Source organism: Streptomyces sp. 3211.6, from assembly GCF_003634815.1.
GTDB lineage: Bacteria > Actinomycetota > Actinomycetes > Streptomycetales > Streptomycetaceae > Streptomyces > Streptomyces katrae_A.
The window spans coordinates 3636180-3662033 of record NZ_RBXC01000001.1 but is presented as its reverse complement, the minus strand read 5'-3'; the positions used below and the strand labels follow the sequence as shown (position 1 = coordinate 3662033).

The following is a 25854-nucleotide window of genomic DNA, read 5'->3' as shown; positions in this document are numbered from 1 at the left end:
CGGTGCTGCTCACCATCGACGTGGGCAACACCCACACCGTCATGGGTCTGTTCGACGGCGAGGAGATCGTCGAGCACTGGCGGGTCTCGACCGACCCGCGCCGCACGGCCGACGAGATGGCCGTCCTGCTCCAGGGCCTGATGGGCATGCACCCGATGCTCGGCAGCGAGCTGGGCGACGGGATCCACGGCATCGCCATCTGCGCGACGGTCCCCTCCGTCCTGCACGAGCTGCGCGAGGTCACCCGCCGCTACTACGGCGACGTGCCGTCGGTGCTGGTGGAGCCCGGCGTCAAGACGGGCGTGCCCATTCTGATGGACAACCCCAAGGAGGTCGGCGCGGACCGCATCGTCAACGCGGTCGCGGCCGTCGAGCTGTACGGGGGGCCGGCGATCGTCGTCGACATGGGGACGGCGACCACCTTCGACGCGATCTCGGTGCGCGGCGAGTACGTGGGCGGGGTGATCTCCCCGGGCATCGAGATCTCGATGGAGGCGCTCGGGATGCGCGGCGCGCAGCTGCGCAAGATCGAGCTGGCCCGGCCGCGCAACGTGATCGGCAAGTCCACGGTCGAGGCGATGCAGTCGGGCGTGGTCTACGGGTTCGCGGGCCAGGTCGACGGGATCGTGCACCGCATGGCCCGGGACCTGGTGGGCCCGGACGGCGACCCGGACGACGTCCGGGTGATCGCCACCGGCGGGCTGGCCCCGATCGTCCTCGGCGAGACCACGGTGATCGACGAGCACGAGCCCTGGCTGACCCTGATCGGCCTGCGGCTGGTGTACGAGCGCAACGCGCCCAACTTCGACTGAGCGCACGGGACTCCGCCCGCCGTGCCCCGCCGGGGTGCGGCTGGCGGAGTGCTGTTCAGGCCCAACCGCCCCTCCGCGTACGGGAGTCGTCCGTACCCACCGTCATTCCGAATCCTCAGCTCCGAGCTGATCGGTTAGCTTGTCGGCGTCGGACGCACACGCTCCCGAGCGGCACGGTCGAGACGGCAGAGGACGGCCCGGATGCCCCGTGAATCACCGTACTTGCAGGTGGTCGAAGCCCTTCGGGCCCGCATCGAGGCGGGCGAGTGGAAAATCGGAGACCGGCTCCCCTCCCGCGCCCGCTTCGCCGAGGAGTACGGGGTCGGCCAGGGCGTCACCCAGCGGGCGATGGAGCAGCTGATCATCGAGGGGTTCCTGGAGGGCCGCGCCGGCTCCGGCACCTACGTGCGCACCCCGCGCCGCCGCATGCGGATGCTCCGCACCCGCCGCCGGGTCCCCGGCTCCGGCAACACCTTCCGCTCCGAGGCCGCCGCGCACGGCATCGCCGCCTCCTGGGACTCCCGGACCCACCCCCAGGTCCCCGCGCCCGAGCGGATCGCCGCCCGCCTGGCCATCGAACCCGGCGCGCCCTGCGTGATGACCCGCTACGAGTTCATGGCCGACGGCAGTCCCGCCGAGCTCTCCGAGTCCTGGGAGCCCCTCGCGATCACCTCCGGGACGCCGGTCGTGCTGCCCGAGGTCGGCGAGATGCGCGGCGCCGGGGTCGTGGCGCGGATGCGTTCCATCGGCATCACGGTCACCTCCGTCGTGGAGGTGCCGCGCCCCGCCCGCGCCAACCAGGACCAGGCCAACCTGCTCGGGATCAGCCTCGGCTCGATGATCACCCGGATCGAGCGGACCTACATCGATTCCGACGGCCGGCCGGTGGAGACCGCCGACCTCGTGATCCCCGACTCCCGCTACGAGATCGCCTACGCCTTCCCGGTCGAGTGACGGCCCGTGACGGCGGAGTGATATTTATCAGCCGTGTTTTTTTACGGGAAGTGGCCGGAGTGTGACTCAGACGAAGGTAGCGTCCCGCTGGAGAGGCAACGTGACCTCGTCCACAACGGAGGAGACACCATGACGAACGCCCCGACCGAGTGGCGCAAATCGTCGTACTGCGGCGAGGGGGAGGCCTGCGTCTACGTGGCGGCGGCCCCCGGCACCCTCGTACGGGTGGCCGACCGGGCCGACCCCGCGCACTTCGTGATGGCCACCACCCACGCCGCCTGGGCCGATTTCGTCGAGGCCGTGAAGGAGACGGGCTGATCCCGGCGGGGCCCGCGGCGCGCGCACGCCGCGCCGCACCTTCCCGCCATCAGGGGATTTTGTCCGATTAGCGCGTATCTTCGGCGCATGCCCACGCCCTACGGATCCCGCGGCGGCATGGCCTTCAGCGCCGCCGAGCTGCTCGTGCTCAGGCGGAGCCTCGCCCACGCCCTCCAGTCCTCCACGGCCCCGCTGACGGCCGCCGAGGTCCAGGACTGCCTGCGCCTCGCGGCGTCGGTGGACGAAGCGGTCCGGGAGGCGGGACGGCTCAGAGCCTTCCTGCTCGACGACCTCGCCCGCTACCGCAGAGCCCTGCCCGGGAGCCTGTCGGGCTACCTGGAACTGCTCCAGGACGCCCTCGCCGCCGGGTACGAGCCGGACCCCGACGACCTCTCCGCCCTGCGCGCCCTGCGGGCCAACCCGGTCGCCGCCGCCGTGCTGGAACGGGCCCAGGGCGTCGCGGGGCGCTCCGTACGGCGCCGGCTCGCGGCTGCGGCCCCGGCGCCCCGCACCCGCCTGCTCGCCCTGGCCGGCGGCCGCGGGGAGCCGGCCGCCGCCGCACCGCGCCCCGAGCGGCCCGGCCCCGAGCCCGCGCCGACGGAGCCGTCCCGGAAGGACGCGTCGCCGAAGGAGCCCGCACCGAGAGAGCCGTCGCCGAAGGGCCCCTCACCGAAGGAGCCCGCGCCGAGGACCCCCGACCCGAAGGCCCCCTCGCCGAAGGAGCCCCCGCGGCCCGGACGGCCCGTGCCCACCCCGGGGGAGGTCTTCCCGCCCCGCCGGGGGCCCGCCGCGCCCCCGGCGGCCGGCCGCGAGGCGGTGTAGCTACGCTGGGGGGCATGGACTACGTTTCCGCGCTCGTGCCCCCCATCGTGATGGCCACGTTCTTCATCTTCCTCGTGAGGACGATCGTGAAGAGCCAGGGCGGCGCCAACAAGGCCAAGGAAGACGCGGCCGTGGATGCCGTGCTCGCCCGCGCCGAAGCGGGACAGCCGCAGAAGTAGGACCGCCGCCCGGGTATTGGCCGCGCGTTGCACCACGAATAGTCGGGCAATTCCGCCCATTCCGCACTATCGTGCTGCTGTGCCTCGCCCCTTGGGAGAACTCGAAGACGCAGTCATGACGCGGGTGTGGCAGTGGAACCGCCCGGTCACCGTTCGGGAAGTCCTGGAAGACCTCCAGCAGGAACGGTCCATCGCGTACACCACGGTCATGACCGTTATGGACAATCTCCATCAGAAGGGCTGGGTCCGCCGGGAAGCGGAAGGCCGCGCCTATCGATATACGGCGGTCTCCACCCGCGCCGCCTACTCGGCCGCACTGATGAACGAAGCCTGGTCGACGAGCGACAACCCCGCGGCCGCCCTCGTCGCCTTCTTCGGCATGATGTCCCCGGAACAGCGCGAGGCCCTCCGCGACGCCGTACGCATCGTCCAGCACGACGAGCCCGAGCCCCCGGCCGCCGCCGACGCCCCCGCGCCCCCCGCCGCCGGCCCGGGCGCGGCCCCCTCCGCTCCCGGGGAAGAAGGGGGTTCCGGCGCGCGCCGGAGCGAGCCGGGGCGATAGCGTCCGGCCTATGGGAGAGCTTTCCACCACAGACGCGAAAACAGTGACCATCCGCCGCGCGCGCACGGGAGATGTTCCGGCCCTGCGCCGCCTGCTGGACCAGTACGTGCAGCAGCGGATCCTCCTCGACAAAGCCCCGGTCGTCCTTTACGAGGACATCCAGGAGTTCTGGGTCGCGGAACGCCTCTCCGACGGCCAGGTGGTGGGCTGCGGAGCTCTCCACGTCATGTGGGAAGACCTCGCCGAAGTGCGCACGCTCGCGGTCGACCTCGACCTGAAGGGCGCCGGAGTCGGGCACCAGCTGCTCGCCAAGTTGTTGGAGACCGCCCGCCGGGTCGGGGTGAGCCGGGTATTCTGCCTGACCTTCGAAGTCGACTTCTTCGCGAAGCACGGGTTCGTCGAGATCGGCGAGACCGCCGTGGAGACCGATGTCTACATGGAGCTCCTGCGTTCCTATGACGAGGGAGTCGCCGAGTTCCTCGGTCTCGAACGAGTGAAGCCGAACACCTTGGGCAACAGCCGGATGCTGCTGCACCTCTGATCGGTCGCGAGGGCTATTCCAGGCCGCAGCCGCCCGTGGCCTATGTCCGAATCGCGTACGTTTCCCGCCTTGTTGAGCTCCTGAACCTCTCCCGGGGGTTTGTGTTTTCCACGCAAAAGCGGTTTCCTTTCCGCGTACTGCATTTTCGATGAAAGGAAATCCGGTGGCACAGAAGGTTCAGGTCCTTCTTGTCGACGACCTCGACGGTGGCGAGGCGGACGAGACCGTGACGTTCGCTCTGGATGGCAAGACCTACGAGATCGACCTCACCACCGCGAACGCCGAAAAGCTCCGCGGGCTGCTCGACCCGTACACCAAGGGCGGCCGCCGCACCGGTGGACGCGCCTCCGCCGGCCGCGTCAAGGGCCGCGCCGCGGCTTCGGCCGGCAACCCCGACACCGCCGAGATCCGCGCGTGGGCCAAGGAGAACGGCTACAACGTGAACGACCGCGGCCGCGTCCCCGCGGACATCCGCGAGGCCTACGAGAAGGCCAAGGGCTGACGCGTACGCCGCCACAGGCGGGCGCGGTGGCATTCCGTCGCCGCCGCGGCCACCAGGCGTACGAGGTCGGGCCCGCCGGACCCCCCGGGTCCGGCCCCGGCGCCCCGCCCCGGACCCGGCAGGGCCGGCAGCGAGGCCTCGCACCCCAGCTCGGGGGGCCGCAGCCACACGGCGGCCCTCCCGGGATCCCCTCCCGGCTCGCGCCCGGGCGGCACGGGGGCGGTGATCCCGCCCCCCGCACCCAGGGCGGTGAGCTCCAGCGCCACCCCGCCCCACTCCAGCCAGTCGAGCAGCCCCTCCAGCTCGTCGGCGGCCCCCGGGGCGACCAGGAAGCGCATCCTGCGCCCCTCCAGCGCCACCGGACCGGTGGCCAGGCCGGGGCGGCGCAGCAGCCCGGCCCCGGCCTCCGCCGGAAGCTCCAGCACGTCGAACCGGACCCCGGTGACCAGCCGCACGGGCGGCCCGGCCACCGTGGCCCAGCCGAGCACCCGCTCGTACCAGGTACGGGTGTCCGCGCGTAAAGCCCGGGCGTCCGTCCCGGAAGGAGCGCGGGGCGGGGGAACGGCGTTCACGGTGTTGACGACGGCCATGAACGGATGAACTCCGGGCACCGCCACCGGGTTACGGAGTGCACCCGAATCAATGCGGAACGTAAACATCCGTGGAGCGGAGTCCCACATTCGGGACACAAGCGTGTTCGCCCGTAGCGGAGGGAACCGTGCTGACCGGCATGGAGTGTCAGTCCTTACGGGTAAGACATTCCTAGTGGATCGGGGCGACACGCTGATTTGAGCGGCTTCCGTTCGCCATCGGCGTACACGTGTGACGGGTATCTGCCTGGCCTGCGGGAACATCGTCTCGCACCATCAGGTTGGAGCAGTAGTCGGCTCTTACAGCCGGTTTTCCTCACCGACGTGGGGGTGAGCCGTGGACGGATGTCGGCAGTTGGAATGAGCTGTCCCGTCCCGCGGGACTAGCATGCGGAAGGACAGGGCGGGGACCGACCCCGAACTGCCCGACCGCTCTGAGGAGCGATAAACGATGTTCGAGAGGTTCACCGACCGCGCGCGGCGGGTTGTCGTCCTGGCTCAGGAAGAAGCCCGGATGCTCAACCACAACTACATCGGCACCGAGCACATCCTCCTGGGCTTGATCCACGAGGGTGAGGGTGTCGCCGCTAAGGCCCTGGAGAGCCTCGGGATTTCGCTCGAGGCTGTTCGCCAGCAGGTTGAGGAGATCATCGGCCAGGGCCAGCAGGCCCCGTCCGGCCACATCCCCTTCACGCCGCGGGCGAAGAAGGTCCTGGAGCTTTCGCTCCGAGAGGCCCTCCAGCTCGGCCACAACTACATCGGCACCGAGCACATCCTGCTCGGCCTGATCCGCGAGGGCGAGGGCGTCGCCGCCCAGGTCCTCGTGAAGCTGGGCGCCGATCTGAACAGGGTCCGGCAGCAGGTCATCCAGCTGCTCTCCGGCTACACCGGGGGCGGCAAGGAGTCGGCCACCGCAGGCGGCCCGGCCGAGGGCACCCCCTCGACCTCGCTGGTCCTCGACCAGTTCGGCCGCAACCTCACCCAGGCTGCCCGCGAATCCAAGCTCGACCCGGTCATCGGGCGCGAGAAGGAGATCGAGCGGGTCATGCAGGTGCTGTCCCGCCGGACCAAGAACAACCCGGTCCTCATCGGCGAGCCCGGCGTCGGCAAGACCGCCGTCGTCGAGGGGCTGGCCCAGGCCATCGTCAAGGGCGAGGTGCCCGAGACCCTCAAGGACAAGCACCTGTACACCCTCGACCTGGGTGCACTGGTCGCCGGTTCCCGCTACCGCGGTGACTTCGAGGAGCGCCTGAAGAAGGTCCTCAAGGAGATCCGCACCCGCGGCGACATCATCCTGTTCATCGACGAGCTCCACACGCTGGTCGGTGCGGGCGCCGCCGAGGGCGCGATCGACGCGGCTTCGATCCTGAAGCCCATGCTGGCCCGTGGTGAGCTCCAGACCATCGGTGCCACGACGCTCGACGAGTACCGCAAGCACCTGGAGAAGGACGCCGCGCTGGAGCGCCGCTTCCAGCCGATCCAGGTCGCGGAGCCGTCGCTGCCGCACACCATCGAGATCCTCAAGGGTCTCCGTGACCGGTACGAGGCCCACCACCGCGTGTCGATCACGGACGAGGCCCTGGTGCAGGCCGCCACGCTGGCCGACCGGTACATCTCGGACCGCTTCCTGCCGGACAAGGCGATCGACCTGATCGACGAGGCCGGCTCCCGGATGCGCATCCGCCGGATGACCGCGCCGCCGGACCTGCGTGAGTTCGACGAGAAGATCGCGGCCGTGCGCCGCGACAAGGAGTCGGCCATCGACTCCCAGGACTTCGAGAAGGCGGCTTCGCTCCGTGATTCGGAGAAGCAGCTGCTCGCCGCGAAGTCCAAGCGCGAGAAGGAGTGGAAGGCCGGCGACATGGACGTCGTCGCCGAGGTCGACGGCGAGCTCATCGCCGAGGTCCTGGCGACCGCGACCGGCATTCCCGTCTTCAAGCTGACCGAGGAGGAGTCCTCGCGACTGCTCCGCATGGAAGACGAGCTCCACAAGCGCGTCATCGGGCAGAAGGACGCCATCAAGGCCCTTTCGCAGGCGATCCGCCGTACGCGGGCCGGCCTGAAGGACCCGAAGCGCCCCGGCGGCTCGTTCATCTTCGCCGGCCCGTCCGGTGTCGGTAAGACCGAGCTGTCGAAGACCCTCGCCGAATTCCTCTTCGGTGACGAGGACGCGCTGATCTCCCTCGACATGTCGGAGTTCAGCGAGAAGCACACGGTTTCGCGTCTCTTCGGTTCGCCCCCCGGCTACGTGGGCTACGAAGAGGGCGGCCAGCTGACCGAGAAGGTCCGCCGGAAGCCGTTCTCCGTCGTCCTCTTCGACGAGGTCGAGAAGGCGCACCCGGATATCTTCAATTCGCTGCTGCAGATCCTGGAGGACGGTCGCCTGACCGACTCCCAGGGACGGGTGGTCGACTTCAAGAACACGGTCATCATCATGACGACCAACCTGGGTACGCGGGACATCTCCAAGGGCTTCAACCTGGGCTTCGCCGCCCAGGGCGACGTCAAGACCGGTTACGACCGGATGAAGGCGAAGGTCAACGAAGAGCTCAAGCAGCACTTCCGGCCCGAGTTCCTCAACCGCGTCGACGACACGGTCGTCTTCCACCAGCTCAGCCAGGAAGACATCATCCAGATCGTCGACCTGATGATCGCCAAGGTGGACGAGCGCCTCAAGGACCGCGACATGGGCATCGAGCTCAGCGGTGAGGCGAAGCTGCTCCTGGCCAAGCGCGGCTACGACCCGATCATGGGTGCCCGCCCGCTGCGCCGGACCATCCAGCGCGAGATCGAGGACCTGCTGTCGGAGAAGATCCTCTTCGGCGAGCTGCGCCCCGGTCACATCGTGGTGGTCGGTGTCGAGGGTGAGGGTGAGGAAGCCAAGTTCACCTTCCGCGGCGAGGAGAAGTCGGCCCTGCCCGACCTCCCCCCGATCGAGGCCACGGGCTCGGGCCCGGACCTGTCGAAGGGCGCGTAACGCGTCAGCGGAAGCCGTAGCTGCACGCGAAGGGGCGGCCCCGGGACCATTCGGTTCCGGGGCCGCCCCTTTGGCGTCGTGACAAGCCGCACAGAACAAAACGGACCTACTATCCGCCGCCGTAGGGGTTGGTGCCCCTTTTGTCCCCGCATTGGGCCTGGATGGGGGCCGTCAACGGGGGCCGGAAGGCTCATGCGGCTACGAGGGGGCGTAGTAAATCGGACGTTTGGGGAAGGCTGGGGGCGCGGGTTACCAAGGTGGGGCAAGCCCGGCAGTCGCGGCGCAGGCCGCAGTGCCGGGATCTTTCTTGCCCGCATCCTGTCCCCGGCCCCGGAGGTCCCGCATGTCCGCGAAGCGCGTCAGCACCCGTCGTACCCGTACCGCCCTCGCCGCCACCGCCCTCGGTGCGGCGCTGGCCCTCGGGGCCGGGACGACCGCCGCCTTCGCCGACGAGGCCCCCACCGCCCTGTCCGCCACCGCCGAGCTGACCGCCGTCCAGGCGCAGGCCCAGGCCCAGGCCCAGGCCCAGGCCGCCCAGGCCGCCGCCGGGAAGGCCGGGCTCTGGGACAAGCCCGTCGAGAGCTACACGCTCTCCGCGACCTTCGGCAAGGGCGGCAGCATGTGGGCCCACAAGCACTCCGGCCAGGACTTCGCCGTCCCCGTCGGCACCCCCGTGCACGCCGCCTCCGCCGGCACCGTCGTCAAGGCCGGCCCCAACGGCGGCGGCGACGGTCCGGCCTACGGCAACGCCATCGTGATCAAGCACGCGGACAACACGTACTCCCAGTACGCGCACCTGTCGAAGATCCTGGTCACGATCGGCCAGAAGGTCTCCGTCGACCAGAAGATCGCCCTGTCCGGCAACACCGGCAACTCCAGCGGTCCGCACCTGCACTTCGAGATCCGCACGACGCCGGACTACGGCTCCGCGATCAACCCCGTGGCCTTCCTGCGGACCGTCGGCGTCACCGTCTGATCCCCCCTGGCTCAGACGAGCCAGGCGTGGGTCGGCTTGATCTTGCCGAGCTTGTTGGTCTTCACGACCGTGAGCTGCTCCTGGTTCAGGACCTGGTCGAAGACCCGGATGTGGTCGAGGGCCCCCTCCCATGACGCGCTCCAGATCCCGTGGTGGCGGGCCCGGCCCAGCTGGAGCGGGCCGGGGCCGGCCCAGATGCCGGAGACCTGCGCCTGGCCGGCCTGCTTGTCGTCCACCCACAGCGCGATGGTCTTCTTCTCCGCGTCGTAGGTCCCCGTCAGCAGCGCCCACTTCTTCGTGGTGTCCACGTTGTCCACGACGACCTGCTGGGCCGTGGCCGCCTGGCCCTTGTCGCCGGTCTGCACCCGGAACACCCAGGCCTTCTTGCCGTTCACCACCTCGAAGCCCAGCTCGAACGAGTACGAGTCCCCGTCGCCCTGGCTGATCGCCATGTGCGAGCCGCCCTCGGTGGTGTTGTAGACGCGGGTGGAGACGCTGAAGCTCTTCGTGACGTCCACGGCCGCCTCGGCGCCCTGCGCGTACGAGTCCGGCGCGCCCTTGAAGCGGACCTCGGTGCGCATGGACAGTTCGCCCAGCGAGGCGCCCGGGCCCAGGGCGATGCCCGTCTTGCCGTTGTAGTCGCGCAGGACGTTCGGCTCGCCGGGGAGGGTCGGGTAGTCGTCGTCGGGGTTGTGGGTCGGGGACTTCGCCCCGCCCGAGGGGGTGGGGGAGCCCGAGGAGGAGGCCGCCGGCTTGTCCGGCTTGTCACCGCCCTGCAGTACGAAGAACGTCGCGCCCCCCGCCACCAGCAGCACGGCGAGCACCCCGCCGCCGATGGTGAGCATCCGGCGCTTCTTGCGCTGCGACTCGGAGGCGTCGGCCATCGCCTGCCAGTCCGGTGTGGGGCCGGCGGCGAAGGTCTCCGGTATCGGGGGCGGGAACGTTTCCCCGGCGGTGGGCGGCGGCCCGAAGCCCAGCCCCGGCTGCCCCGGAACGGGCTCCGGCTGGTAGGGGTTGGACGGCCCGGGCTGGGGATAGCCGTACCCGCCGGAGGCGGGGCCGGGCTGGGGGCTGTCAGGGCGATCCGTACCGTCAGTCATGGCACGGATGCTAGAACATCACCGCGAACCCGGAAGCCCCCGGACCGACACTGCCGGGGGGTCAGCCCGGGAGCTGGACGATCGGGAAGCTGCCCGTCGTCGTCGGGGCGTGTTCCGGGAGCCACAGGACCGCCACCGCCCCGGCCGCCGCCCCCTCGGTGTCCGCGCCGCCCGGCGCCGCGACGTTGCGGAAGGTGAGGCGGGCGCCCAGGACGCGGGCCTGCCCCTCGGCGATGGTCAGGCCGAGCCCGTGCCCGACCCCCGCCCGGTCCGTCGAACCGGTGCGGAACCGGCTCGGGCCCTCCCGCAGCAGGGCCTCGGGGAAGCCTGGCCCGTGGTCCCGGACGCGGACGACGCGGCCCTCGACGTCGACCTGGATCGGGGCTTGCCCGTACCGCGCGGCGTTGGCCAGCAGGTTGCCGAGGATCCGCTCCAGGCGGCGCGGGTCGGTGCTGACGATCTCGTCCGCGACCACCCGTACCGAGGCCTCCGGCATCAGCGCCGTCACCCGGCGGTTGACGAACTCGCCCAGCGCCACCTCCTGCAGCTCGGCACGCTCGGACGCGCCGTCCAGCCGGGCCACCTCCAGGACGTCCTCGACCAGGGCCCGCATCGCCTGCGCCCGGTCGCGCACCAGCTCCGTCGGCCTCCCCGGCGGCAGCAGCTCCGCGGCGGTGAGCAGCCCCGTCACCGGGGTGCGCAGTTCGTGCGCGATGTCGGCGGTGACCCGCCGCTCGGCCTCCAGCCGCTGCTGGAGGGCGTCGGCCATGGCGTCCACCGCCCGGGCGAGGTCGTCCGTCTCGTCGCGCACGACGCCGCCCACCGCGTCCCGCACGCGGACCTCGGGGTCGCCGTGCGCCACCCGCTGGGCGGCGGCCGCGGCCTTGCGCAGCCGGCTGGAGATCTGCCCGCCGATGAGCACGCCGAGGGCCGAGCCGCCGATCACGACGGCGAGGGAGCCGATGACGAGGGCCCGGTCCAGGTCGCGCACCATGTTGGCGCTCTCGCGGAACTCGTGGTGCATGGAGAGCACCTGCCCGTTGCCGAGCGGTACGGCCGCCCACACCTCGGGGGCCCGCTTGGGGGCCTCCTGGATGTAGGTGCCGCGCCGCCCCGAGCGGGCCTTCTCGCGCAGTTGGGCGGGGAGGTCGGGGTCGTTGAGCTTGGCGCCCCAGATGGGCTTGCGGCCGGCGTCCGGGGTGCGGGCGATGTACTGCACCCGTTCCAGCTCGGAGTCGCGGGCGCTCTCCAGCATCGACACGCGGGCGGCGCTGTGCACCACCAGGCTCAGGGCGAGCGCGGTGAGGGCGCCGACGGCGGCGATGGCGAGCGTGATCTTCCAGCGGATCCCCGTGCGCAGGGTGAAACGCCTCATGCTGTGGTTCTCATGCCTTGAGCTTGTATCCGAAGCCGCGGACCGTCTCGATCCGGTCCTGCCCGATCTTGGTGCGCAGCCGCTGGACGTGGACGTCCACGACGCGGGTGTCGCCGCCCCAGTCGTAGTCCCAGACCCGCTCCAGGAGCCGGTCGCGGGACAGGACGGTGCCGGGAGCGGAGGAGAACTCCAGCAGCAGCCGCATCTCGGTGGGGGTCAGGGCGACGGGGGCGCCCGCCCGGCGGACCTCCATGCCCTCGGTGTCGACCTCCAGGTCGCCGAAGGACAGCACCCCGCGCTCGTCGGCGCCGTCGTCGTCCCCCGGCCCGTTGCCGCCGTTCTGCGCGCCGCCCGCGTGTCCGAAGCGGCGCAGGACCGCGCGGATCCGGGCGACGAGGACCGAGCCGTCGAAGGGCTTGGTGACGTAGTCGTCCGCGCCCGCCTCCAGGCCCAGGACCACGTCGATGGAGTCGGCGCGCGCCGACAGCATGATCACCGGGACGGTGGACTCGTCACGGATGCGCCGGCACAGGCTCACGCCGTCCATGCCGGGCACCATGACGTCCAGCAGGGCGATGTCGGGCCGGTTCGCCCGGAAGGACTCCAGTCCGGACAGGCCGTCGGGCATGGCGGTGACCATGAACCCGTCGCGCTCCAGCGCCAGGGTCGTGGCCTCGCGGATGACGTCGTCGTCCTCCACGAACAGCACGTGGGTCTCGGCCATGCCCAGCCTCACTCCGGTCTTGTGCGTGTGCTTGTGCGGTCAGTTCTTCGGGGGGGTGACGGCGGGGGCCGGCTGGGCCCCGCCGTCACCGACGTTGCTGAACTCCGAGTGGACGCGGTCCTGCTCGGCGAAATTCTCCCCGTTCCAGCGGTACGTGATCACGTCCTCGCCGGAGGGGTAGGAGAGGGCGTCGCTCTTGCCGTAGACCGGCTTGCTGACCACCAGGTCGCCCCGGTCGATCTCGGCGTAGACGGGCGGCTGCTCGTCGGCGAAGACATTCTCGTACTTCCCGCCGTCCGACCGGTACACGTAGGAGCCCCGGCCCAGGGCGTCGGCGCAGGACAGGACGTTGACGACGATGTCGGCCACGCTGTTCCCGGTCACCTTCCCGTAGCTGACGTCGACCGGGTACTCCTTGCCCGTGCAGGGCTTGAGGTCCCGCTTGATCTCGGCGCTGACCTTGGGGTCCGCCTTCAGCAGGGCCACCGGGTCAACCTTCTTGAGGGGGTTGCCCGTCCCCGCGGCGGGGGTGTGGCCCAGGGCCACCGGGCCGCTCGGCGCGGCGGTGGGCTGGTTGTTGCGGGACACCGAGTCCGTACGGGCGGGGCCGCCGTCGCGCAGGCCGGTGCCGCCGGCGGAACAGCCGGCCGCGAACAGCACTGTGCCGACGAGGACGACCGTCCCCGCCGACGTCAGTACCAGCGAGTTTCTGCCGCTCAGGCTCGGGCCGTTCAGGCCGCGCACCGCTCCCGCCTCTCGTACCGCGTGGTGTGGTCACCGCGTTCGAGCGCACGCATGTCCAGGTCCCGGCTCTCCAGCTCCTGGCGGAGCCGGGCCAGCGCGCGGTGCAGGGTGCTCTTCACGGTTCCCGCCGACATTCCGAGCGCCGCGGCCGTCTCCTCGGTGCTCATCTGCTCCCAGTGTCGCAGCACCACGACACTGCGCTGCTTGGGCGCGAGGACCTTGAGGATGTCCATGAGCAGGGCCCGGTCGGCGCGCTGGTCGGAGCCGTCCTCGACGGAGGCGTCCGGGAGCTGCTCGGTGGGGACCTCGTCGAGCTTGCGGGCCCGCCACCACTCGGTCCGCGTGTTGATCATGACGCGCCGCAGGTAGGCGTCGGCCAGGGACTTGTCGGCGATGCCCTCCCAGCGGCCGTAGGTGCGCACGAGGGCGGTCTGGAGGAGGTCCTGCGCGTCGGTGGGGTCCGGGACCAGGCGCCGGGCGCTGCGCAGCAGGGCGTCCTGCCGGGTGCGTACGTACTCCTCGAACTCGAGTACATCTCCGTGCGCCATCCAGACCGCCTCCGCTGCCGTCCCCGTCACCCGCTGCGTCACCGCCGCCTTACGGATCCGAAGGTACGGACGGGTTGTCACGGCACTGTGCGGGTCAGCCTGCGGTGGGCGCACGGACACCCGTAGGTTGTGTAACAGTGCCCGTGAACTGCGGTTTCCCGGCACGAAACGGAATGTCCCGGTCAACTTCGCGGGGCTCCGGGGAGGGCCCGTCCGGCCTGCGGATTCCGGCGTGCGGGCCTGCGGATTCCGGTGTGCGGGACTTTGACGACAGGCCCTAGCCCTGCGGGAGGCGGTACATCCCGCGGGCGAGCGGCTCCACCAGCCCGTCCGACACCAGTCCGTCCAGCGCCCTGGCCCGTTGCACCGGCTCGTCCCACACCGCGTCGAGCTGCGCCTGCGCCACCGGCCCCGTCGTCTCGCGCAGGACGGCCAGCAGCCGGCCGCGCACCTGGCGGTCGGTGCCCGCGTACGTCTGCCCGCGCCGCGGCGGCCCGTCGTGCGCCGGCTTCCCGGCCAGCCGCCAGGCGCACAGCCCCGCCACCGGGCAACGGACGCAGTCCGGGCTCTTGGCCGTGCAGACCAGCGCGCCCAGCTCCATCGAGGCCGCCGCCCAGCGGGCCGCCGTGGCCTCGTCCTCGGGCAGCAGGGCCCGGGCCAGGCGCCGCTCGGCGGCGGTGGTGGCGTTCGGCGGGTACTCCACGCCGGTGGAGGTGCGGGCGAAGACCCGGCGCACGTTGGTGTCGAGCACCGCGTGCCGCTGCCCGTACGCGAAGGAGGCCACAGCCGCGGCCGTGTACTCGCCGATCCCCGGCAGCGCGAGCAGCTGCGCGTGGTCGCGCGGCACGTCACCGCCGTGGCGTTCCGTTATCGCCGCGGCCGCGCCGTGCAGGCGCAGCGCCCGGCGCGGGTAGCCCAGGCGCCCCCAGGCCCGTACCGCCTCGCCCGGCGCCTCGGCTGCCAGGTCGGCGGGCCGGGGCCAGCGGGCGAGCCACTGCTCGTACACCGGCAGGACCCGGCTGACGGGGGTCTGCTGGAGCATGAACTCGCTGACCATGACCCCCCAGGGGCCGGCCTCGGGGCGGCGCCAGGGCAGGTCGCGGGCGTGCTCGTCGAACCACGCGATGACCGGCTCGTGCAGGGCGCGGGCGGAAGCGGGCGACGGGGGTGCGGGGGCCGCGGAAGCGGAGAAAGCGGCGGATTCGGCGGATGCAGTCATGTCAGAGGCATCCTGGCACGTTCTACGGGTGGCGCGCCGGGCCCGGACCGGTGAACCAGACGGCCGCTCTGATCCCGCTCCCCTGCACGGCGGCGATCACCCGGCTCATCGGCCCGGTCAGCAGGGCCACGGCCAGCGCGCCCAGCGAGGCGCCGAGCAGCAGGCCCATCCCCACGTCGTGCGGGTAGTGCACGCCCACGAACACCCGGGAGAAGGCCATGAGCACGGCCATCGGCAGGGTCAGCACCGCCAGGCGCGGCACGGCCAGTGCCAGTGCGACGGCCGCGGCGCCCGCGATGGCGGAGTGGTTGCTGGGGAAGGACCAGTCCCCGTAGGGCGGACACGGGACCAGTGACGCGGCCGCCCGGGCCACCGCCCGGCAGGGCCGCTCCTCGTCGATGGTCGACTTCACCAGCTCGGAGGCGACGTACACCAGCGCGGTGGCCAGCGGTGCGAGCACGGCGCGCGCCACGTCCCGCGGATCGCGCCGGCCGCGCGCACGCCACCAGGCGGCTATGTAGAGCAACCCGAATACGAGGAGCCCGTATTCGGTCCAGACCTCGAAGGCCGACTGCACCCAGGGGGGCGTGTCGTGGGCGAAGTCGGTGATGTGGCGGTAGAGGTCGGAGGTGTCCATGGTGACTGACCGTACTCAACCCCAGGTCGAGGCCGTGTCAGCCCCTGGCCTGATCTCGCCGCTCCCGCCCCGGGCCCCAAGATGATCATCGGCAAAACCCGCCGTATGCGCGGCATGTGGGGCACGGATCGCGGCGCGAGTTCTCGTAAGGTTCGGTACGTGGGATCTCTGCGCAATCCGGTCGGGCCGCTTCCCTCCTCCATTTACTGGCGGCGGAGGGCTGTTCTGGCGTCCGTCGCCGCGCTCGCGGCGCTGCTCGCCGTATGGTTCGTCAGTTCCGGCGGGGGCGGCACGAGTACGAACGGCAAGGGCGGCGGCGACGGCTCCGGCCCGGTCCGCACGATCACCCCCGGTCCCTCCGGCTCCGGCCCGGCGATCAGTCAGGCCCCGGGCGGACGCGCGGAGTCGGGCGCCGGCGCCGGCTCGGCCTCCGGCTCGGACGGCGGCACGCCGAAGGACCCCGGCCAGGGCGGCGGTGCGGCCTCCGGCTCCTCCGGCGGCCCCGCGGGCGCCCCGGCGGCCCTCCCGGCGGACTCCCCCCTCCCGACCTGCGCGCCGAGCGCGGTGCAGTGGGAGGTCAAGAGCGTGAAGAACGAGTACGAGACGAACGAGAAGCCGCGCCTCGAACTGATCGTCCGCAACATCTCGGGCAGCACCTGCAAGTTCGGGCTCGGCCCGAGGCAGGCGGTCGTGACGATCTTCCAGACGACCGGCGCCAAGCAGGTCTGGTCCTCGGCCGACTGCCCGACGGGCCCGGCCAACGCGTACTTCCGCCTGCCCGCCCAGGGCGAGGCGAAGCAGTCGCTGGAATGGGACCGCAAGCCGAGCGCGGCCGACCAGTGCCAGTCGCCTCCGGCGGGCACCCCGGCCCCGGACACCTACGTGGTGGAAGCCCGCACCCCGGGCCTCCCGGTGGCCCGCACGTCCTTCGTCCTGAAGCAGGACTAGGGGCCGCTGCGGGGGGCCGCTGCGGGGGCCGGGAGGCGGCCCCGCGCGGCGGTCACACGTAGCGTTCGAGGATCGAGGACTCCGCCAGGCGGGACAGGCCCTCGCGGACGCTCCGGGCGCGGGCCTCGCCGACACCGTCCACGGTCTGGAGATCGTCCACGCTGGCGGCCAACAGCTTCTGCAGCCCCCCGAAGTGCTCCACCAGCCGCTCGATGATCGCCCCCGGCAGCCGCGGCACCTTCGCCAGCAGCCGGTAACCGCGGGGCGAGACCGCCGAGTCCAGGGTCTCCGGCGAGCCGGTGTACCCCAGCGCCTTCGCCACGATCGCCAGCTCCAGCAGTTCCGGATGCGTCAGCGCGTCCAGCGCCGGCAGCGCCTCCTCCACCGTGCGGGAACGCTTCGCCGTCGGTTCCGGAACGTAGTCCCGGATCACCAGCTCCCGCTCCTGCTCGATGCCCACCGTCAGCTCGTCCAGCTGGAGCGACAGCAGTCGCCCGTCCGTGCCCAGTTCGACCACGTACTCGGCGATCTCGGTCGCGATCCGGCGGACCATTTCCAGCCGCTGCGCGACCGCCGTCACGTCGCGCACCGTGACCAGGTCCTCGATCTCCAGCGCCGACAGCGTGCCCGCGACCTCGTCCAGCCGCAGCTTGTACCGCTCCAGCGTGGCCAGCGCCTGGTTCGCACGGGAGAGGATCGCCCCGGACTCCTCCAGGACCCGCCGCTCCCCGTCCACGTACAGCGCGATCAGCCGCATCGACTGGGACACCGACACCACCGGGAACCCGCACTGCTTCGACACCCGGTCCGCCGTGCGGTGCCGGGTGCCCGTCTCCTCCGTGGGGATCGACGCGTCCGGCACCAGCTGCACGCCGGCCCGCAGGATCTTCGTCAGGTCCTTGTCCAGGATCAGCGCGCCGTCGAGCTTGCACAGCTCCCGCAGCCGGGTCGCGGTGAACTCCACGTCCAGGACGAAGCCGCCGGTGCACATGGCCTCGACCGTCTTGTCCATGCCGAGGACGATGAGCCCGCCCGTGTTGCCGCGGACGATCCGCTCCAGACCGTCACGCAGCGGCTGACCAGGTGCGACCGCGGTGAGGGAGGCGCGCATCAACGCCTCGTGCTTGGAGCTCGCGCCCGACTTCCCGGATGCTGCTGCCCCGTCCTTGGCTGCCACTGCACTCCTCCGGTCGCGGGTTGCGCCGCCTGCCTAGGCCGGGCGGACCAGCACAAAGTCTACCGGCGCCGCCTGTGCGCCCGCCGGGCGTCGACCTGCAGCGCCGCGGCGGCAGCCCGTACGGCCCCGCTGACCTGCCTACCCGCCCCGCGCACCGGAGCCTCTCATTCCGCCGGGGCGGCTCCGGCTCACTCCGCCGGGGCGGCCGCGGCCCGCTCCCTGGCCGGGGTACGGGACCGGCCGCGCGGCAGGACCCGCAGCGCGTCCCCCATGTCCGCGACCTCGGTGACCTTCATCCCCGGCGGGACCTTCCCCGGGTCCGCCGGCACCAGCGCGTGCGTGAACCCGAGCCGGTGCGCCTCCGCGAGGCGCCGCTGCACCCCCGTCACCCGCCGCACCTCGCCGGCCAGTCCGACCTCCCCGATGGCGACCAGGTTCTTCGGCAGCGGCACGTCACTCGCGGCGGAGGCCAGCGCCAGCGCGATCGCCAGGTCGGCGGCCGGCTCCGTCAGCTTCACCCCGCCCACCGTCGCGCTGTAGATGTCCCGCTTGCCCAGCGCCGTGATCCGGCCGCGCTGCTCCAGCACCGCCAGCATCATCGAGACGCGCGAGGTCTCCAGGCCGGAGGTGGTGCGCCGCGGGGAGGGGATCTGGGAGTCCACGGTCAGCGCCTGCACCTCCGCGACCAGCGGACGCTTGCCCTCCAGGGCCACGGTCAGACACGTCCCCGGCACCGCCTCGGCGCGCCGGGTCAGGAACAGGCCGCTGGGATCGGCGAGCCCGGTGATGCCCTCGTCGTGCAGCTCGAAGCAGCCGACCTCGTCGGTCGCGCCGTACCGGTTCTTCACGCCGCGCACCAGGCGCAGCCGTGCGTGCCGGTCGCCCTCGAAGCTCAGCACCACGTCCACCAGGTGCTCCAGCAGGCGGGGGCCGGCGATGGCCCCGTCCTTGGTGACGTGGCCGACGAGGAGGGTGGCCATGCCCCGCTCCTTCGAGGCGCGGATCAGCGCGCCCGCCACCTCCCGGACCTGGGCCATGCCGCCGGGCGCGCCGTCGATCTCGGGGGAGGCGATGGTCTGTACGGAGTCCAGCACCAGCAGCGAGGGCCGCACCGCGTCGAGGTGGCCGAGGACGGCGGACAGGTCGGTCTCGGCGGCGAGGTAGAGGTGGTCGTCCAGGGCGTTGATCCGGTCGGCCCGCAGCCGCACCTGGCTCGCCGACTCCTCGCCGGTGACGTACAGGGTGCGGTGGTCGCCGGAGGCCGCCTTCGCCGCGACGTCGAGCAGCAGCGTCGACTTGCCGACGCCCGGCTCGCCCGCGAGGAGCACCACCGCGCCGGGGACGAGGCCGCCGCCCAGGACGCGGTCCAGCTCGTCCACGCCGGTGCTGCGGGCCGTCGCCGTCTTGCCGTCGACCTGTGCGATGGGCAGGGCGGCGGCGGTGACGCGGCCGGCCGCCGTGGTGCGCACGGCGGGGGCGCCCATCTCCTCGACGGTTCCCCACGCCTGGCACTCCGGGCAGCGGCCGAGCCACTTCACCGTCGTCCAGCCGCACTCGGAGCAGCGGAAGGACGGACGGTCCTTGGCGGATGAGCGAGAGGTACGGGCAGCCATGCCGCCACGGTATCCGGCGCCACTGACAACGCGGTGCGGGCCGGGTGCCCGCGGCCGTCCCCGGGTGTCCGCAGGCATCCCGGGGCATCCCGGGGCATACCCAGGCATCCGTCGGCGTCAGGGCCGCGGTCAGCGCGATGGCGATCTGTTCACCCGTAAGGGCTAAAACCGGTGAAGGCTTCCGGAGGGCCACGGGCCTGCCGCCTACCTTCGCCAGGTGGACAGCAGCGACCAGGGAGACCCCGCATCACGCACCGGCGCACACCCGGCGCACAGGCGCACGCCCCGTGCAGGGGCGCCGGAGGACAGGGCGGTGACGCCGGGTGCGCCCGGGACGTCAGGTGCGCCCGGGACATCGGGTGCGCCCGGGACCTCGGGTGCGTTCGGGGCGCCGTGGGACACCGGGGCCGCCGGGGGCGACGAGACGCCGCAGGAGAGCACGACCGTCCGCATGCCCTCGGCGGCAGGACCGGCACGGCCGCATCCCCCCGCGGGCCGTACGGGCACGGGGGCTCCCTGGCCCCCACCGCCGGGGGAGCCGGGAGAGCCGGGGGAGCCCAGGGCGCAGGGCCCGCGGGCCGGTGACGCGGCCGCCGCGCACCCGGGGGCAGGGGGCCCGGAGAGCCGCCGCGACCGGGCCGCCGGCCCCGAGGCGCCGCCCTCCCGGTACGAGCCCTACCTCGACGGCCTGTTCACCTACTGCCTCTCCGTCCTGTGCGACCACGACGCCGCCACCGACGTGCTCGGCGACGTCCTCGCCGTCGCCGACCGGCACCCCGGCCGATGTCCCGGCGAGGGCGACCGCCGGGCCTGGCTGTACGCCCTCGCCCGCTGGGCCTGCCTGCGCCGGCTCGCCGAGCAGCGGCGCGCCCGGCAGGGGGCGCATTCCGCCCGGCGCACGCCGGAGCACACAGAAGCCGAGCGTGCGCCCCAGGCGCACCGCCCGCACGGCTCCCTCGACGTGAACGCCTACCGCCGCACCGAACTCGCCCGCCTCGCCTGGCCCGAGGCCGCCGGCACCACCCCCGAGCAGCGCGAGGCCCTCGAACTCGCCGTCCGCCACCGCCTCGGCGTCACCGAACTCGCCGCCGTCCTCGGCACCGCCCCCGACACCGCCCGCGAGCTGCTGTCCGCCGCCGCCTGCGAGGTGGAACGCACCCGCGCGGCCCTCGCCGTCGTCGAGACCGGCCACTGCCCCGCCGTCTCCCGCCTCACCGGCGAGGGCGGCGACCGCGACGTCCTGCTGTCCAGCACCCTGCGCGCCGAGCTCGTGCGCCACGTCGACGACTGCCCGCGCTGCCGCCGCGTCGCCGAACGCGTCGGCGCCGGCGCACCCTGGCCCGGCTCCGGCGGCCTGCACGCCGCGCTCCCCCTGGTCGCCGCCCCCCGCGGCGCCGTCCGCGCGGCCATGCTGCGCTCCGGCCGGCGCCGCGGCGGCCGCCCCGGCCCGCGCTTCGACCGCACCGGCTTCCCCATGGACCCCAAGGACCGGGCCGCCCGCCGCGACCGGTTCCGGGCCCGGGCCGTGACCACCACGGTCGTCGCCACCGTCGTCGCCGCCCCCGTCATCGCCCTGTGGGCCGCCTACCGGGGCGCCCCCACCGTCGGCGAACCCGTCGGCGACGGCACCCGCATCTCCGCCGGCGAATCGCGGATCCCGCCCCCGCTCGCCGAGGGCCGCCCGCTCACCGCGTACGAGAACACCGGCAACACCGCCCGCACCACCGGCGAACCCGGCTTCGCCTCCGCCAGCGCCGCCCCCGACGTCTCCGTCGAGGTCATCAGCAGCGGCGCCCCCGCCACCCCCGACGCCGCCGGCCCCGGCGCCCCCGGCCGGCTCACGGTCTCCGCCGCCACCCGCGGCGGCACCACCCTGCTCACCCTCAGCGCCTCCGGCGGCAGCCCCGTCGCCTGGCGGCTCTGGTCCGACGCGCCCTGGCTGCGCGCGAGCCAGAGGGCGGGCATCCTCGCCCCCGGAGAATCGGTCACCCTGCGGATCACCGTCGACGCCGAAGCCCAGCCCGTCGGAGCCTGGAGCGCCCGCGTGGGCATCGACCCGACCGGGGCCGTCGTCTCCCTCTCCGGCCGGGGCCGCCCCGCCCCCGAACCGACCCCGCCGGCCCCGGACCCCACCCCGACGCCGACCCCCACGCCCACACCGACCCCCACACCGACGCCCCCGACGGACCCCACTCCGACCCCGACGCCCACACCGACCCCGACCCCGACCCAGCCCACGGACCCGGGAGGGTCGGCGGGCCCAGGAGGAACGGTTCCCTCTGACCCGGCACCCCCCACGCCGTAGGGCGGGGCGAGGGCGCCGGGCCCCCGGCGCAGGGGGAGCGGGGGCCGTGGAGCTACGCCGGATCGGCGGGGTGCGGGGCCATCGGCAGCAGCGACGCCAGCCGCGCCTCGCACAGCTTCACCAGCTCCGCGTACGCCTGCGGCCCCATCAGCTCCGTCAGCTCCGCCCGGTACGACACGTACACCGGCTCACCGGCCCCGTGCGCGGACGTCGCCGACGTGCACCACCAGTGCAGGTCGTGCCCGCCCGGCCCCCAGCCGCGCCGGTCGTACTCCCCGATCGACACCTGGAGCACCCGCGTGTCGTCCGGCCGGTCGATCCAGTCGTACGTACGCCGGATCGGCAGCTGCCAGCACACGTCCGGCTTGGTCTCCAGCGGCTCCTGCCCGCTCTTGAGCGCCAGGATGTGCAGCGAGCAGCCCGCCCCGGCCGGGAAGCCGGGCCGGTTCAGGAAGATGCACGCCCCGTCCCAGCGGCGGGTCTGCTTCTCCCCGTCGTCGTCGAGCTGCGTCCAGCCGCTCTCGCTGCCGACGTCGTGGAACTGCCACAGCTCCGGTGTGAGCCGCGCCACGTGCTCGGCGACCCGCTGCTCGTCGTCCTCGTCGGAGAAGTGCGCGCCCAGCGTGCAGCAGCCGTCCGAGGCCCGGCCCGCCTGGATGCCCTGGCAGCCGCTGCCGAAAATGCACGTCCAGCGGGAGGTCAGCCAGGTCAGGTCACAGCGGAAGACCTGCTCCTCGTCGGCGGGATCGGGGAACTCCACCCAGGCCCGGGGGAAGTCGAGCCCCTTCTCGTCCGCCACTTTGTCCTTGTTCTTCTTCGACTGGTTCTTGCTGGCCTTCTTCGTATTTGGCACAAACACCAGCCTAAGCGCCCCTTACTCCACTGCCCCGCGTCCGGCCCAGTAGCGTTTCCCGTATGAGACTCGGTGTCCTGGATGTGGGTTCGAACACGGTCCACCTGCTGGTGGTGGACGCGCACCCCGGCGCGCGCCCGCTGCCCGCGCACTCCCACAAGGAGCAGCTGCGGCTCGCGGAGCTGCTCGACGAGCGCGGAGCGATCACCCCGGAGGGCGTCGAGCGCCTGGTCTCCGTCATCGGTGAGGCCGTGCAGGCGGCCGAGGACAAGGGCTGCGAGGACGTCCTCCCCTTCGCGACCAGTGCCGTCCGCGAGGCTCCCAACGCCGACGAGGTCCTGGCCCGCGTCAAGGCCGAGACCGGCGTCGAGCTGCCGGTGCTCAGCGGGGAGGACGAGGCCCGGCTGACCTTCCTCGCCGTCCGGCGGTGGTTCGGCTGGTCGGCGGGCAAGCTGCTGGTCCTCGACATCGGCGGGGGCTCGCTGGAGATCGCGTTCGGCATCGACGAGGACCCCGACGCCGCCGTCTCCCTCCCCCTCGGCGCGGGCCGCCTCACCTCCGCCTGGCTCCCGGCCGACCCGCCGGACCCGGCGGACGTGAAGGCGCTGCGGCGGCACGTGCGGGCCCAGATCGCCCGGACGGTCGGCGAGTTCAGCCGCTTCGGGGTGCCGGACCACGTGGTGGCCACGTCGAAGACCTTCAAGCAGCTGGCCCGCATCGCCGGCGCGGCCCGCGAGGCCGACGGCCTGTACGTCCAGCGCGACCTGACGCGGAAGTCCCTGGAGGAGTGGGTCCCCCGCCTGACGGCGATGACGACGGCGGAACGTTCCACCCTGCCGGGCGTCTCGGACGGCCGCGCCTCCCAGCTCCTGGCGGGCGCCCTGGTCGCGGAGGCGGCGATGGACCTCTTCGGCGTGGACACCCTGGAGATCTGCCCCTGGGCCCTCCGCGAGGGCGTCATCCTCCGCCGCCTGGACCACCTGCCGTAGGGCCGGGCCGGCGGCCCGGGCCCTCGCGGCGTGGGCCCGCCGCCGATACGGAGCTCGCGGCGCGGGCCCGCCGCCGATACGGAGCTCGCGGCGCGGGCCCGCCATCTCCCCCTCGACGGGCCGGGGGCCGGGCGGTGGCTGCCCACCCGCCTCCCCGGGTGCGGGGCGGCGCGGGGCGCCGACCCCGCCGGACGGCAGCGGAGGGCCGGGCGGGACCTGGGGTGGGCGGGGTCCCGGCCGGGCGGTCTCAGAGAGGGGCTGGGGGCTTCCCGTCAGTCCCACTGTCCTTCCGGTCCGGGCCGCCCTGTCAAGGGCGCTCCCTTCGGTCGCGTCGCTGCGCGATCGCCTGCGGCGACCCTTGACAGGGCGTCCCGGACCGAAAAGACAAGGACTGCCGGGAAGCCCCCAGAGGAACGGTCCGGTCCAGAGTCGGACATTCGGCGGGATCAGCGCCCAGGCGGGGAGGTCGGGGGCCGCCTCGCCGGGCATCCGGCCCCTCGCCCCCGGCCCCAGGGCCGGGGGCCCGGCCGTCCCGCCACAGATCGCTACGCGCTCCTCCCGTTTCGGCGTCCGCCGCCCGTCTGGGGTCGCTGCTGTAGCCAGATGCCGACAGCAGGACCATCGGGCGACCTCAGGCGCATCCGATCGCTACGCGCTCCTCGCATTCCGGCGTCCGACCGCCGTCTTGGGCTGGGATGTCCTGCCGGTCGGCTTGTGGTGCAGGTGGCCCCGCCCCCTACCCATCACCCACGGTCCTGCTCGGGTCGTCCAGCCACGCGTACTCATGGTGGGAATCGCTGGTGACGCCGAAGCGGGTGATGTGTGGGCTGTCGTGATGTTCGTACCAGCTGAACGCGGCTGTTACCTCTGCCCACAGATCGCGTGGTCCCCAGGAGGTGACTGCGTCCCCCTCCCACCAGTCGGCGTAACGGACGATCGTGGCGGATGTGCCCGCCTCGTCGACGAACTGGACTCTCCGGTCGGCGCCTTCGCCGCGATATGAGTAGGAAACGTCCGGGACTTGGAGGCCGATGGCGAAGTCCTGGAGGTGTCCGGCGGAGAGGACCTGGTTCGGATCGACCGGTGATCTGCGGGTCCTCGACTCCTGTGGGACGTGGAGATCGACGGACGGTCGGTCGGCGCGTACCCACATGTAGGCGGCGGAGCCGATGAACCGGCCCTGGGCCAGGTTGTCGTGGAGCGTGAGGTCCAGGAGCCCGGCGTTGCTGTAGGCCGTGCCGAAGGGGGTGAGGATCTTCCCGCCGTCATGAGTTTGTTCCACCCAGGCGCGTGGGATCCGGCGTACTGCGGCGGTGCTGATCACCCGGTCGAAGGGAGCTTGGCCAGGGGCGCCGAGGAGGCCGTCCCCCGCGATCACCACCGGTTCGTAGCCCTGCGACTTCAGGGTGGTGGCTGCTGTGGCCGCGAGATACGCGTCGATCTCGACCGTGGTTACTCGCTGCCCTCCGACCCGCTCGCTCAGCAGGGCGGTGTGATACCCCGAGCCGGTGCCGATCTCCAGGACGGTGTGTCCGGACTCCAGGTCCAGCGCGGCGAGTTTGCGCATGACGATGTCGAGTGCTGACACGGACGAAGTGAAGGTGCCTGCGCTCGGACCCGGGGGCGTGCCGCCGTCGTCGAGCTGGGTGACCACGGATTGGTGGGGGTTCCAGACGGCCTGCTGCCAGGCCGTCGGATGGGTGCTTCGATCGACGAAGGTCCACAGGCCGTCCTCGTCCTGGACCGGGAGCCAGAAGGTCTGAGGGACGAATGCCTCCCGCTCCACCGCGTCAAAGGCCCGCAGCAGCCACGGTGCACGTAGTAATCCCGAGGTGAGCAGGGCCTCACGGCAGATGTCCCGGTTCACTTCTTCCCCGGCGGCGGTGGCGGAGGGGAAGACGGCTGGGGGGACGGACGGCTTCCGTCCGGGCTGCCCCCGGTCGGCGGCGGCGTCCACGGCTTGTCCTGCGGGGGGCCGGAGTGCTTGCCCATGACGTTCTCCCATCGGGTTGTGGTGCGGAATGCCCCTGTTCAGGTACGGGGCTTGGCGAGGTCGGGGGTTGGCGACGGTGTCGTCACCGGCCGTCCTTGTGCGTCGGGTAGTGGTCCTCGACGGCCCAGCCGTATCCGCAGAGTCGGCAGTCGGCCATGGGACCTCCGTACTTGAACCTGATCGGGGAGGGCAGCCAGCAGCCGGGACACTCCGCATAGGTGGTGGCCGACCGGTCGCGGTGGACGACTGCGGGTGTGGCCTGCAGTCCTTGGAGGGAGAGCGTGAGGGCTACCTGCCGCAGTGTCTCCAGCTGGCCGGCGCTGAACGGATTTGAGCCCCCTGCGGTGCTCGGTTGTGTCGGCATGATCTGCACGCTAGAGGCGTGGAGGGTTTCGA

Annotated in this window: 26 protein-coding genes; 13 read left to right on the top strand and 13 right to left on the bottom strand. The window is 72.5% G+C overall.

Going from position 1 to position 25854, the window contains the following annotated elements; translation table 11 throughout:
- Positions 1-2: 2 nt before the first annotated feature.
- The 8 genes from BX286_RS16755 (at position 3) to BX286_RS16725 (ending at position 4690) form a co-directional block, all read left to right on the top strand.
- Positions 3-812 (top strand): type III pantothenate kinase, encoded by an 810-nt coding sequence (locus BX286_RS16755; RefSeq protein WP_079427987.1) that lies wholly within the window; start codon positions 3-5, stop codon positions 810-812.
- Between the two features lie 201 nt (positions 813-1013).
- Entirely contained in the window at positions 1014-1766 is a 753-nt protein-coding gene (locus BX286_RS16750) for a GntR family transcriptional regulator (RefSeq protein WP_079427985.1), read from the top strand.
- Between the two features lie 129 nt (positions 1767-1895).
- The gene (locus tag BX286_RS16745) at positions 1896-2084 is read left to right on the top strand and encodes a DUF397 domain-containing protein (RefSeq protein ID WP_079427983.1); all 189 of its coding nucleotides are present in this window, start codon (positions 1896-1898) and stop codon (positions 2082-2084) included.
- An 87-nt stretch (positions 2085-2171) separates the two neighbouring features.
- Positions 2172-2906 (top strand): hypothetical protein, encoded by a 735-nt coding sequence (locus BX286_RS16740; protein ID WP_121015339.1) that lies wholly within the window; start codon positions 2172-2174, stop codon positions 2904-2906.
- A 14-nt stretch (positions 2907-2920) separates the two neighbouring features.
- Entirely contained in the window at positions 2921-3085 is a 165-nt protein-coding gene (locus BX286_RS36595; RefSeq protein WP_167747589.1) for a hypothetical protein, read from the top strand.
- A gap of 79 nt (positions 3086-3164) precedes the next feature.
- Positions 3165-3647: a BlaI/MecI/CopY family transcriptional regulator gene (locus BX286_RS16735; protein WP_261993443.1), complete on the top strand. Its 483-nt coding sequence runs from the start codon at positions 3165-3167 to the stop codon at positions 3645-3647.
- A 10-nt stretch (positions 3648-3657) separates the two neighbouring features.
- Entirely contained in the window at positions 3658-4188 is a 531-nt protein-coding gene (locus tag BX286_RS16730; protein WP_079427977.1) for an amino-acid N-acetyltransferase, read from the top strand.
- A gap of 163 nt (positions 4189-4351) precedes the next feature.
- Positions 4352-4690, top strand: coding sequence for an Lsr2 family protein (locus tag BX286_RS16725; protein WP_079427975.1), 339 nt, complete (start codon positions 4352-4354; stop codon positions 4688-4690).
- Here the strand turns inward: BX286_RS16725 and BX286_RS16720 are convergent.
- A complete protein-coding gene (locus BX286_RS16720; protein WP_079427973.1) occupies positions 4669-5280 on the bottom strand; it encodes an SCO3374 family protein in 612 nt (203 codons plus the stop codon). The two genes, BX286_RS16725 and BX286_RS16720, sit on opposite strands and share 22 nt — an antisense overlap.
- Positions 5281-5731: 451 nt before the next feature.
- Between BX286_RS16720 and BX286_RS16710 the strand changes: the two genes are divergently transcribed.
- Together BX286_RS16710 and BX286_RS16705 are read left to right on the top strand one after the other, a co-directional pair.
- On the top strand, positions 5732-8257 hold the full coding sequence (locus BX286_RS16710) for an ATP-dependent Clp protease ATP-binding subunit (RefSeq protein ID WP_079427971.1): 2526 nt from the start codon (positions 5732-5734) through the stop codon (positions 8255-8257).
- Between the two features lie 343 nt (positions 8258-8600).
- Positions 8601-9233 (top strand): M23 family metallopeptidase, encoded by a 633-nt coding sequence (locus tag BX286_RS16705; RefSeq protein ID WP_121015336.1) that lies wholly within the window; start codon positions 8601-8603, stop codon positions 9231-9233.
- A gap of 11 nt (positions 9234-9244) precedes the next feature.
- Here BX286_RS16705 and BX286_RS16700 read toward each other — a convergent pair whose 3' ends face one another.
- From BX286_RS16700 to BX286_RS16670, 7 genes are all read right to left on the bottom strand, one after another.
- Positions 9245-10333: a LamG-like jellyroll fold domain-containing protein gene (locus tag BX286_RS16700; RefSeq protein ID WP_100863444.1), complete on the bottom strand. Its 1089-nt coding sequence runs from the start codon at positions 10331-10333 to the stop codon at positions 9245-9247.
- 61 nt (positions 10334-10394) lie between these two features.
- Complete coding sequence (gene cseC, locus BX286_RS16695) at positions 10395-11708, bottom strand: two-component system sensor histidine kinase CseC (RefSeq protein WP_079427965.1); 1314 nt, start codon at positions 11706-11708, stop codon at positions 10395-10397.
- Positions 11709-11718: 10 nt separating this feature from the next.
- Positions 11719-12432: a two-component system response regulator CseB gene (cseB, locus tag BX286_RS16690; RefSeq protein WP_079427964.1), complete on the bottom strand. Its 714-nt coding sequence runs from the start codon at positions 12430-12432 to the stop codon at positions 11719-11721.
- A gap of 39 nt (positions 12433-12471) precedes the next feature.
- Positions 12472-13176, bottom strand: coding sequence for a hypothetical protein (locus tag BX286_RS16685; RefSeq protein ID WP_079427962.1), 705 nt, complete (start codon positions 13174-13176; stop codon positions 12472-12474).
- Positions 13164-13724 (bottom strand): SigE family RNA polymerase sigma factor, encoded by a 561-nt coding sequence (locus tag BX286_RS16680; protein WP_079427960.1) that lies wholly within the window; start codon positions 13722-13724, stop codon positions 13164-13166. Before BX286_RS16680 ends, BX286_RS16685 begins: the two co-directional genes overlap by 13 nt.
- A gap of 277 nt (positions 13725-14001) precedes the next feature.
- Positions 14002-14943, bottom strand: coding sequence for an A/G-specific adenine glycosylase (locus tag BX286_RS16675; RefSeq protein WP_121015334.1), 942 nt, complete (start codon positions 14941-14943; stop codon positions 14002-14004).
- Positions 14944-14965: 22 nt separating this feature from the next.
- Entirely contained in the window at positions 14966-15580 is a 615-nt protein-coding gene (locus BX286_RS16670) for a phosphatase PAP2 family protein (protein ID WP_079427957.1), read from the bottom strand.
- 159 nt (positions 15581-15739) lie between these two features.
- Between BX286_RS16670 and BX286_RS16665 the strand changes: the two genes are divergently transcribed.
- On the top strand, positions 15740-16528 hold the full coding sequence (locus BX286_RS16665) for a hypothetical protein (RefSeq protein WP_079427955.1): 789 nt from the start codon (positions 15740-15742) through the stop codon (positions 16526-16528).
- 52 nt (positions 16529-16580) lie between these two features.
- On the opposite strand, the gene disA is transcribed toward BX286_RS16665, so the two are convergent.
- A complete protein-coding gene (disA, locus tag BX286_RS16660) occupies positions 16581-17705 on the bottom strand; it encodes a DNA integrity scanning diadenylate cyclase DisA (protein ID WP_045949530.1) in 1125 nt (374 codons plus the stop codon).
- A gap of 188 nt (positions 17706-17893) precedes the next feature.
- Entirely contained in the window at positions 17894-19318 is a 1425-nt protein-coding gene (radA, locus tag BX286_RS16655) for a DNA repair protein RadA (protein ID WP_079427953.1), read from the bottom strand.
- 451 nt (positions 19319-19769) lie between these two features.
- On the opposite strand from radA, the gene BX286_RS16650 reads away from it, so the two are divergent.
- Entirely contained in the window at positions 19770-21623 is a 1854-nt protein-coding gene (locus BX286_RS16650; RefSeq protein ID WP_187344154.1) for a BACON domain-containing protein, read from the top strand.
- A gap of 52 nt (positions 21624-21675) precedes the next feature.
- Here the strand turns inward: BX286_RS16650 and BX286_RS16645 are convergent, their stop codons facing one another.
- Complete coding sequence (locus BX286_RS16645; RefSeq protein ID WP_079427952.1) at positions 21676-22476, bottom strand: hypothetical protein; 801 nt, start codon at positions 22474-22476, stop codon at positions 21676-21678.
- Positions 22477-22538: 62 nt separating this feature from the next.
- Here BX286_RS16645 and BX286_RS16640 point away from each other — a divergent pair, with 62 nt between their 5' ends.
- Positions 22539-23465: a Ppx/GppA phosphatase family protein gene (locus BX286_RS16640; RefSeq protein ID WP_079427950.1), complete on the top strand. Its 927-nt coding sequence runs from the start codon at positions 22539-22541 to the stop codon at positions 23463-23465.
- Positions 23466-24201: 736 nt separating this feature from the next.
- Here BX286_RS16640 and BX286_RS16635 read toward each other — a convergent pair.
- Together BX286_RS16635 and BX286_RS36095 are read right to left on the bottom strand one after the other, a co-directional pair.
- Positions 24202-25422, bottom strand: a complete 1221-nt coding sequence (locus BX286_RS16635; RefSeq protein WP_187344153.1) for a protein-L-isoaspartate O-methyltransferase — start codon at positions 25420-25422, stop codon at positions 24202-24204.
- A gap of 118 nt (positions 25423-25540) precedes the next feature.
- Positions 25541-25822 carry a hypothetical protein gene (locus tag BX286_RS36095; protein ID WP_148710276.1) on the bottom strand — a complete coding sequence of 94 codons (282 nt, stop codon included), beginning with the start codon at positions 25820-25822 and terminating at the stop codon, positions 25541-25543.
- Between the last annotated feature and the right edge of the window lie 32 nt (positions 25823-25854).

Coding starts and splice junctions, on each gene's coding strand:
- BX286_RS16670 (WP_079427957.1), bottom strand. CDS start 15,580: ATGGACACCTCCGACCTCTACCGCCACATCACCGACTTCGCCCACGAC.
- BX286_RS16705 (WP_121015336.1), top strand. CDS start 8,601: ATGTCCGCGAAGCGCGTCAGCACCCGTCGTACCCGTACCGCCCTCGCC.
- cseC (WP_079427965.1), bottom strand. CDS start 11,708: ATGAGGCGTTTCACCCTGCGCACGGGGATCCGCTGGAAGATCACGCTC.
- BX286_RS16745 (WP_079427983.1), top strand. CDS start 1,896: ATGACGAACGCCCCGACCGAGTGGCGCAAATCGTCGTACTGCGGCGAG.
- BX286_RS16710 (WP_079427971.1), top strand. CDS start 5,732: ATGTTCGAGAGGTTCACCGACCGCGCGCGGCGGGTTGTCGTCCTGGCT.
- BX286_RS16675 (WP_121015334.1), bottom strand. CDS start 14,943: ATGACTGCATCCGCCGAATCCGCCGCTTTCTCCGCTTCCGCGGCCCCC.
- BX286_RS36595 (WP_167747589.1), top strand. CDS start 2,921: ATGGACTACGTTTCCGCGCTCGTGCCCCCCATCGTGATGGCCACGTTC.
- radA (WP_079427953.1), bottom strand. CDS start 19,318: ATGGCTGCCCGTACCTCTCGCTCATCCGCCAAGGACCGTCCGTCCTTC.
- BX286_RS16700 (WP_100863444.1), bottom strand. CDS start 10,333: ATGACTGACGGTACGGATCGCCCTGACAGCCCCCAGCCCGGCCCCGCC.
- BX286_RS16750 (WP_079427985.1), top strand. CDS start 1,014: ATGCCCCGTGAATCACCGTACTTGCAGGTGGTCGAAGCCCTTCGGGCC.
- cseB (WP_079427964.1), bottom strand. CDS start 12,432: ATGGCCGAGACCCACGTGCTGTTCGTGGAGGACGACGACGTCATCCGC.
- BX286_RS16650 (WP_187344154.1), top strand. CDS start 19,770: ATGCCCTCGGCGGCAGGACCGGCACGGCCGCATCCCCCCGCGGGCCGT.
- BX286_RS16680 (WP_079427960.1), bottom strand. CDS start 13,724: ATGGCGCACGGAGATGTACTCGAGTTCGAGGAGTACGTACGCACCCGG.
- BX286_RS16730 (WP_079427977.1), top strand. CDS start 3,658: ATGGGAGAGCTTTCCACCACAGACGCGAAAACAGTGACCATCCGCCGC.
- BX286_RS36095 (WP_148710276.1), bottom strand. CDS start 25,822: ATGCCGACACAACCGAGCACCGCAGGGGGCTCAAATCCGTTCAGCGCC.
- BX286_RS16720 (WP_079427973.1), bottom strand. CDS start 5,280: ATGGCCGTCGTCAACACCGTGAACGCCGTTCCCCCGCCCCGCGCTCCT.
- BX286_RS16640 (WP_079427950.1), top strand. CDS start 22,539: ATGAGACTCGGTGTCCTGGATGTGGGTTCGAACACGGTCCACCTGCTG.
- BX286_RS16740 (WP_121015339.1), top strand. CDS start 2,172: ATGCCCACGCCCTACGGATCCCGCGGCGGCATGGCCTTCAGCGCCGCC.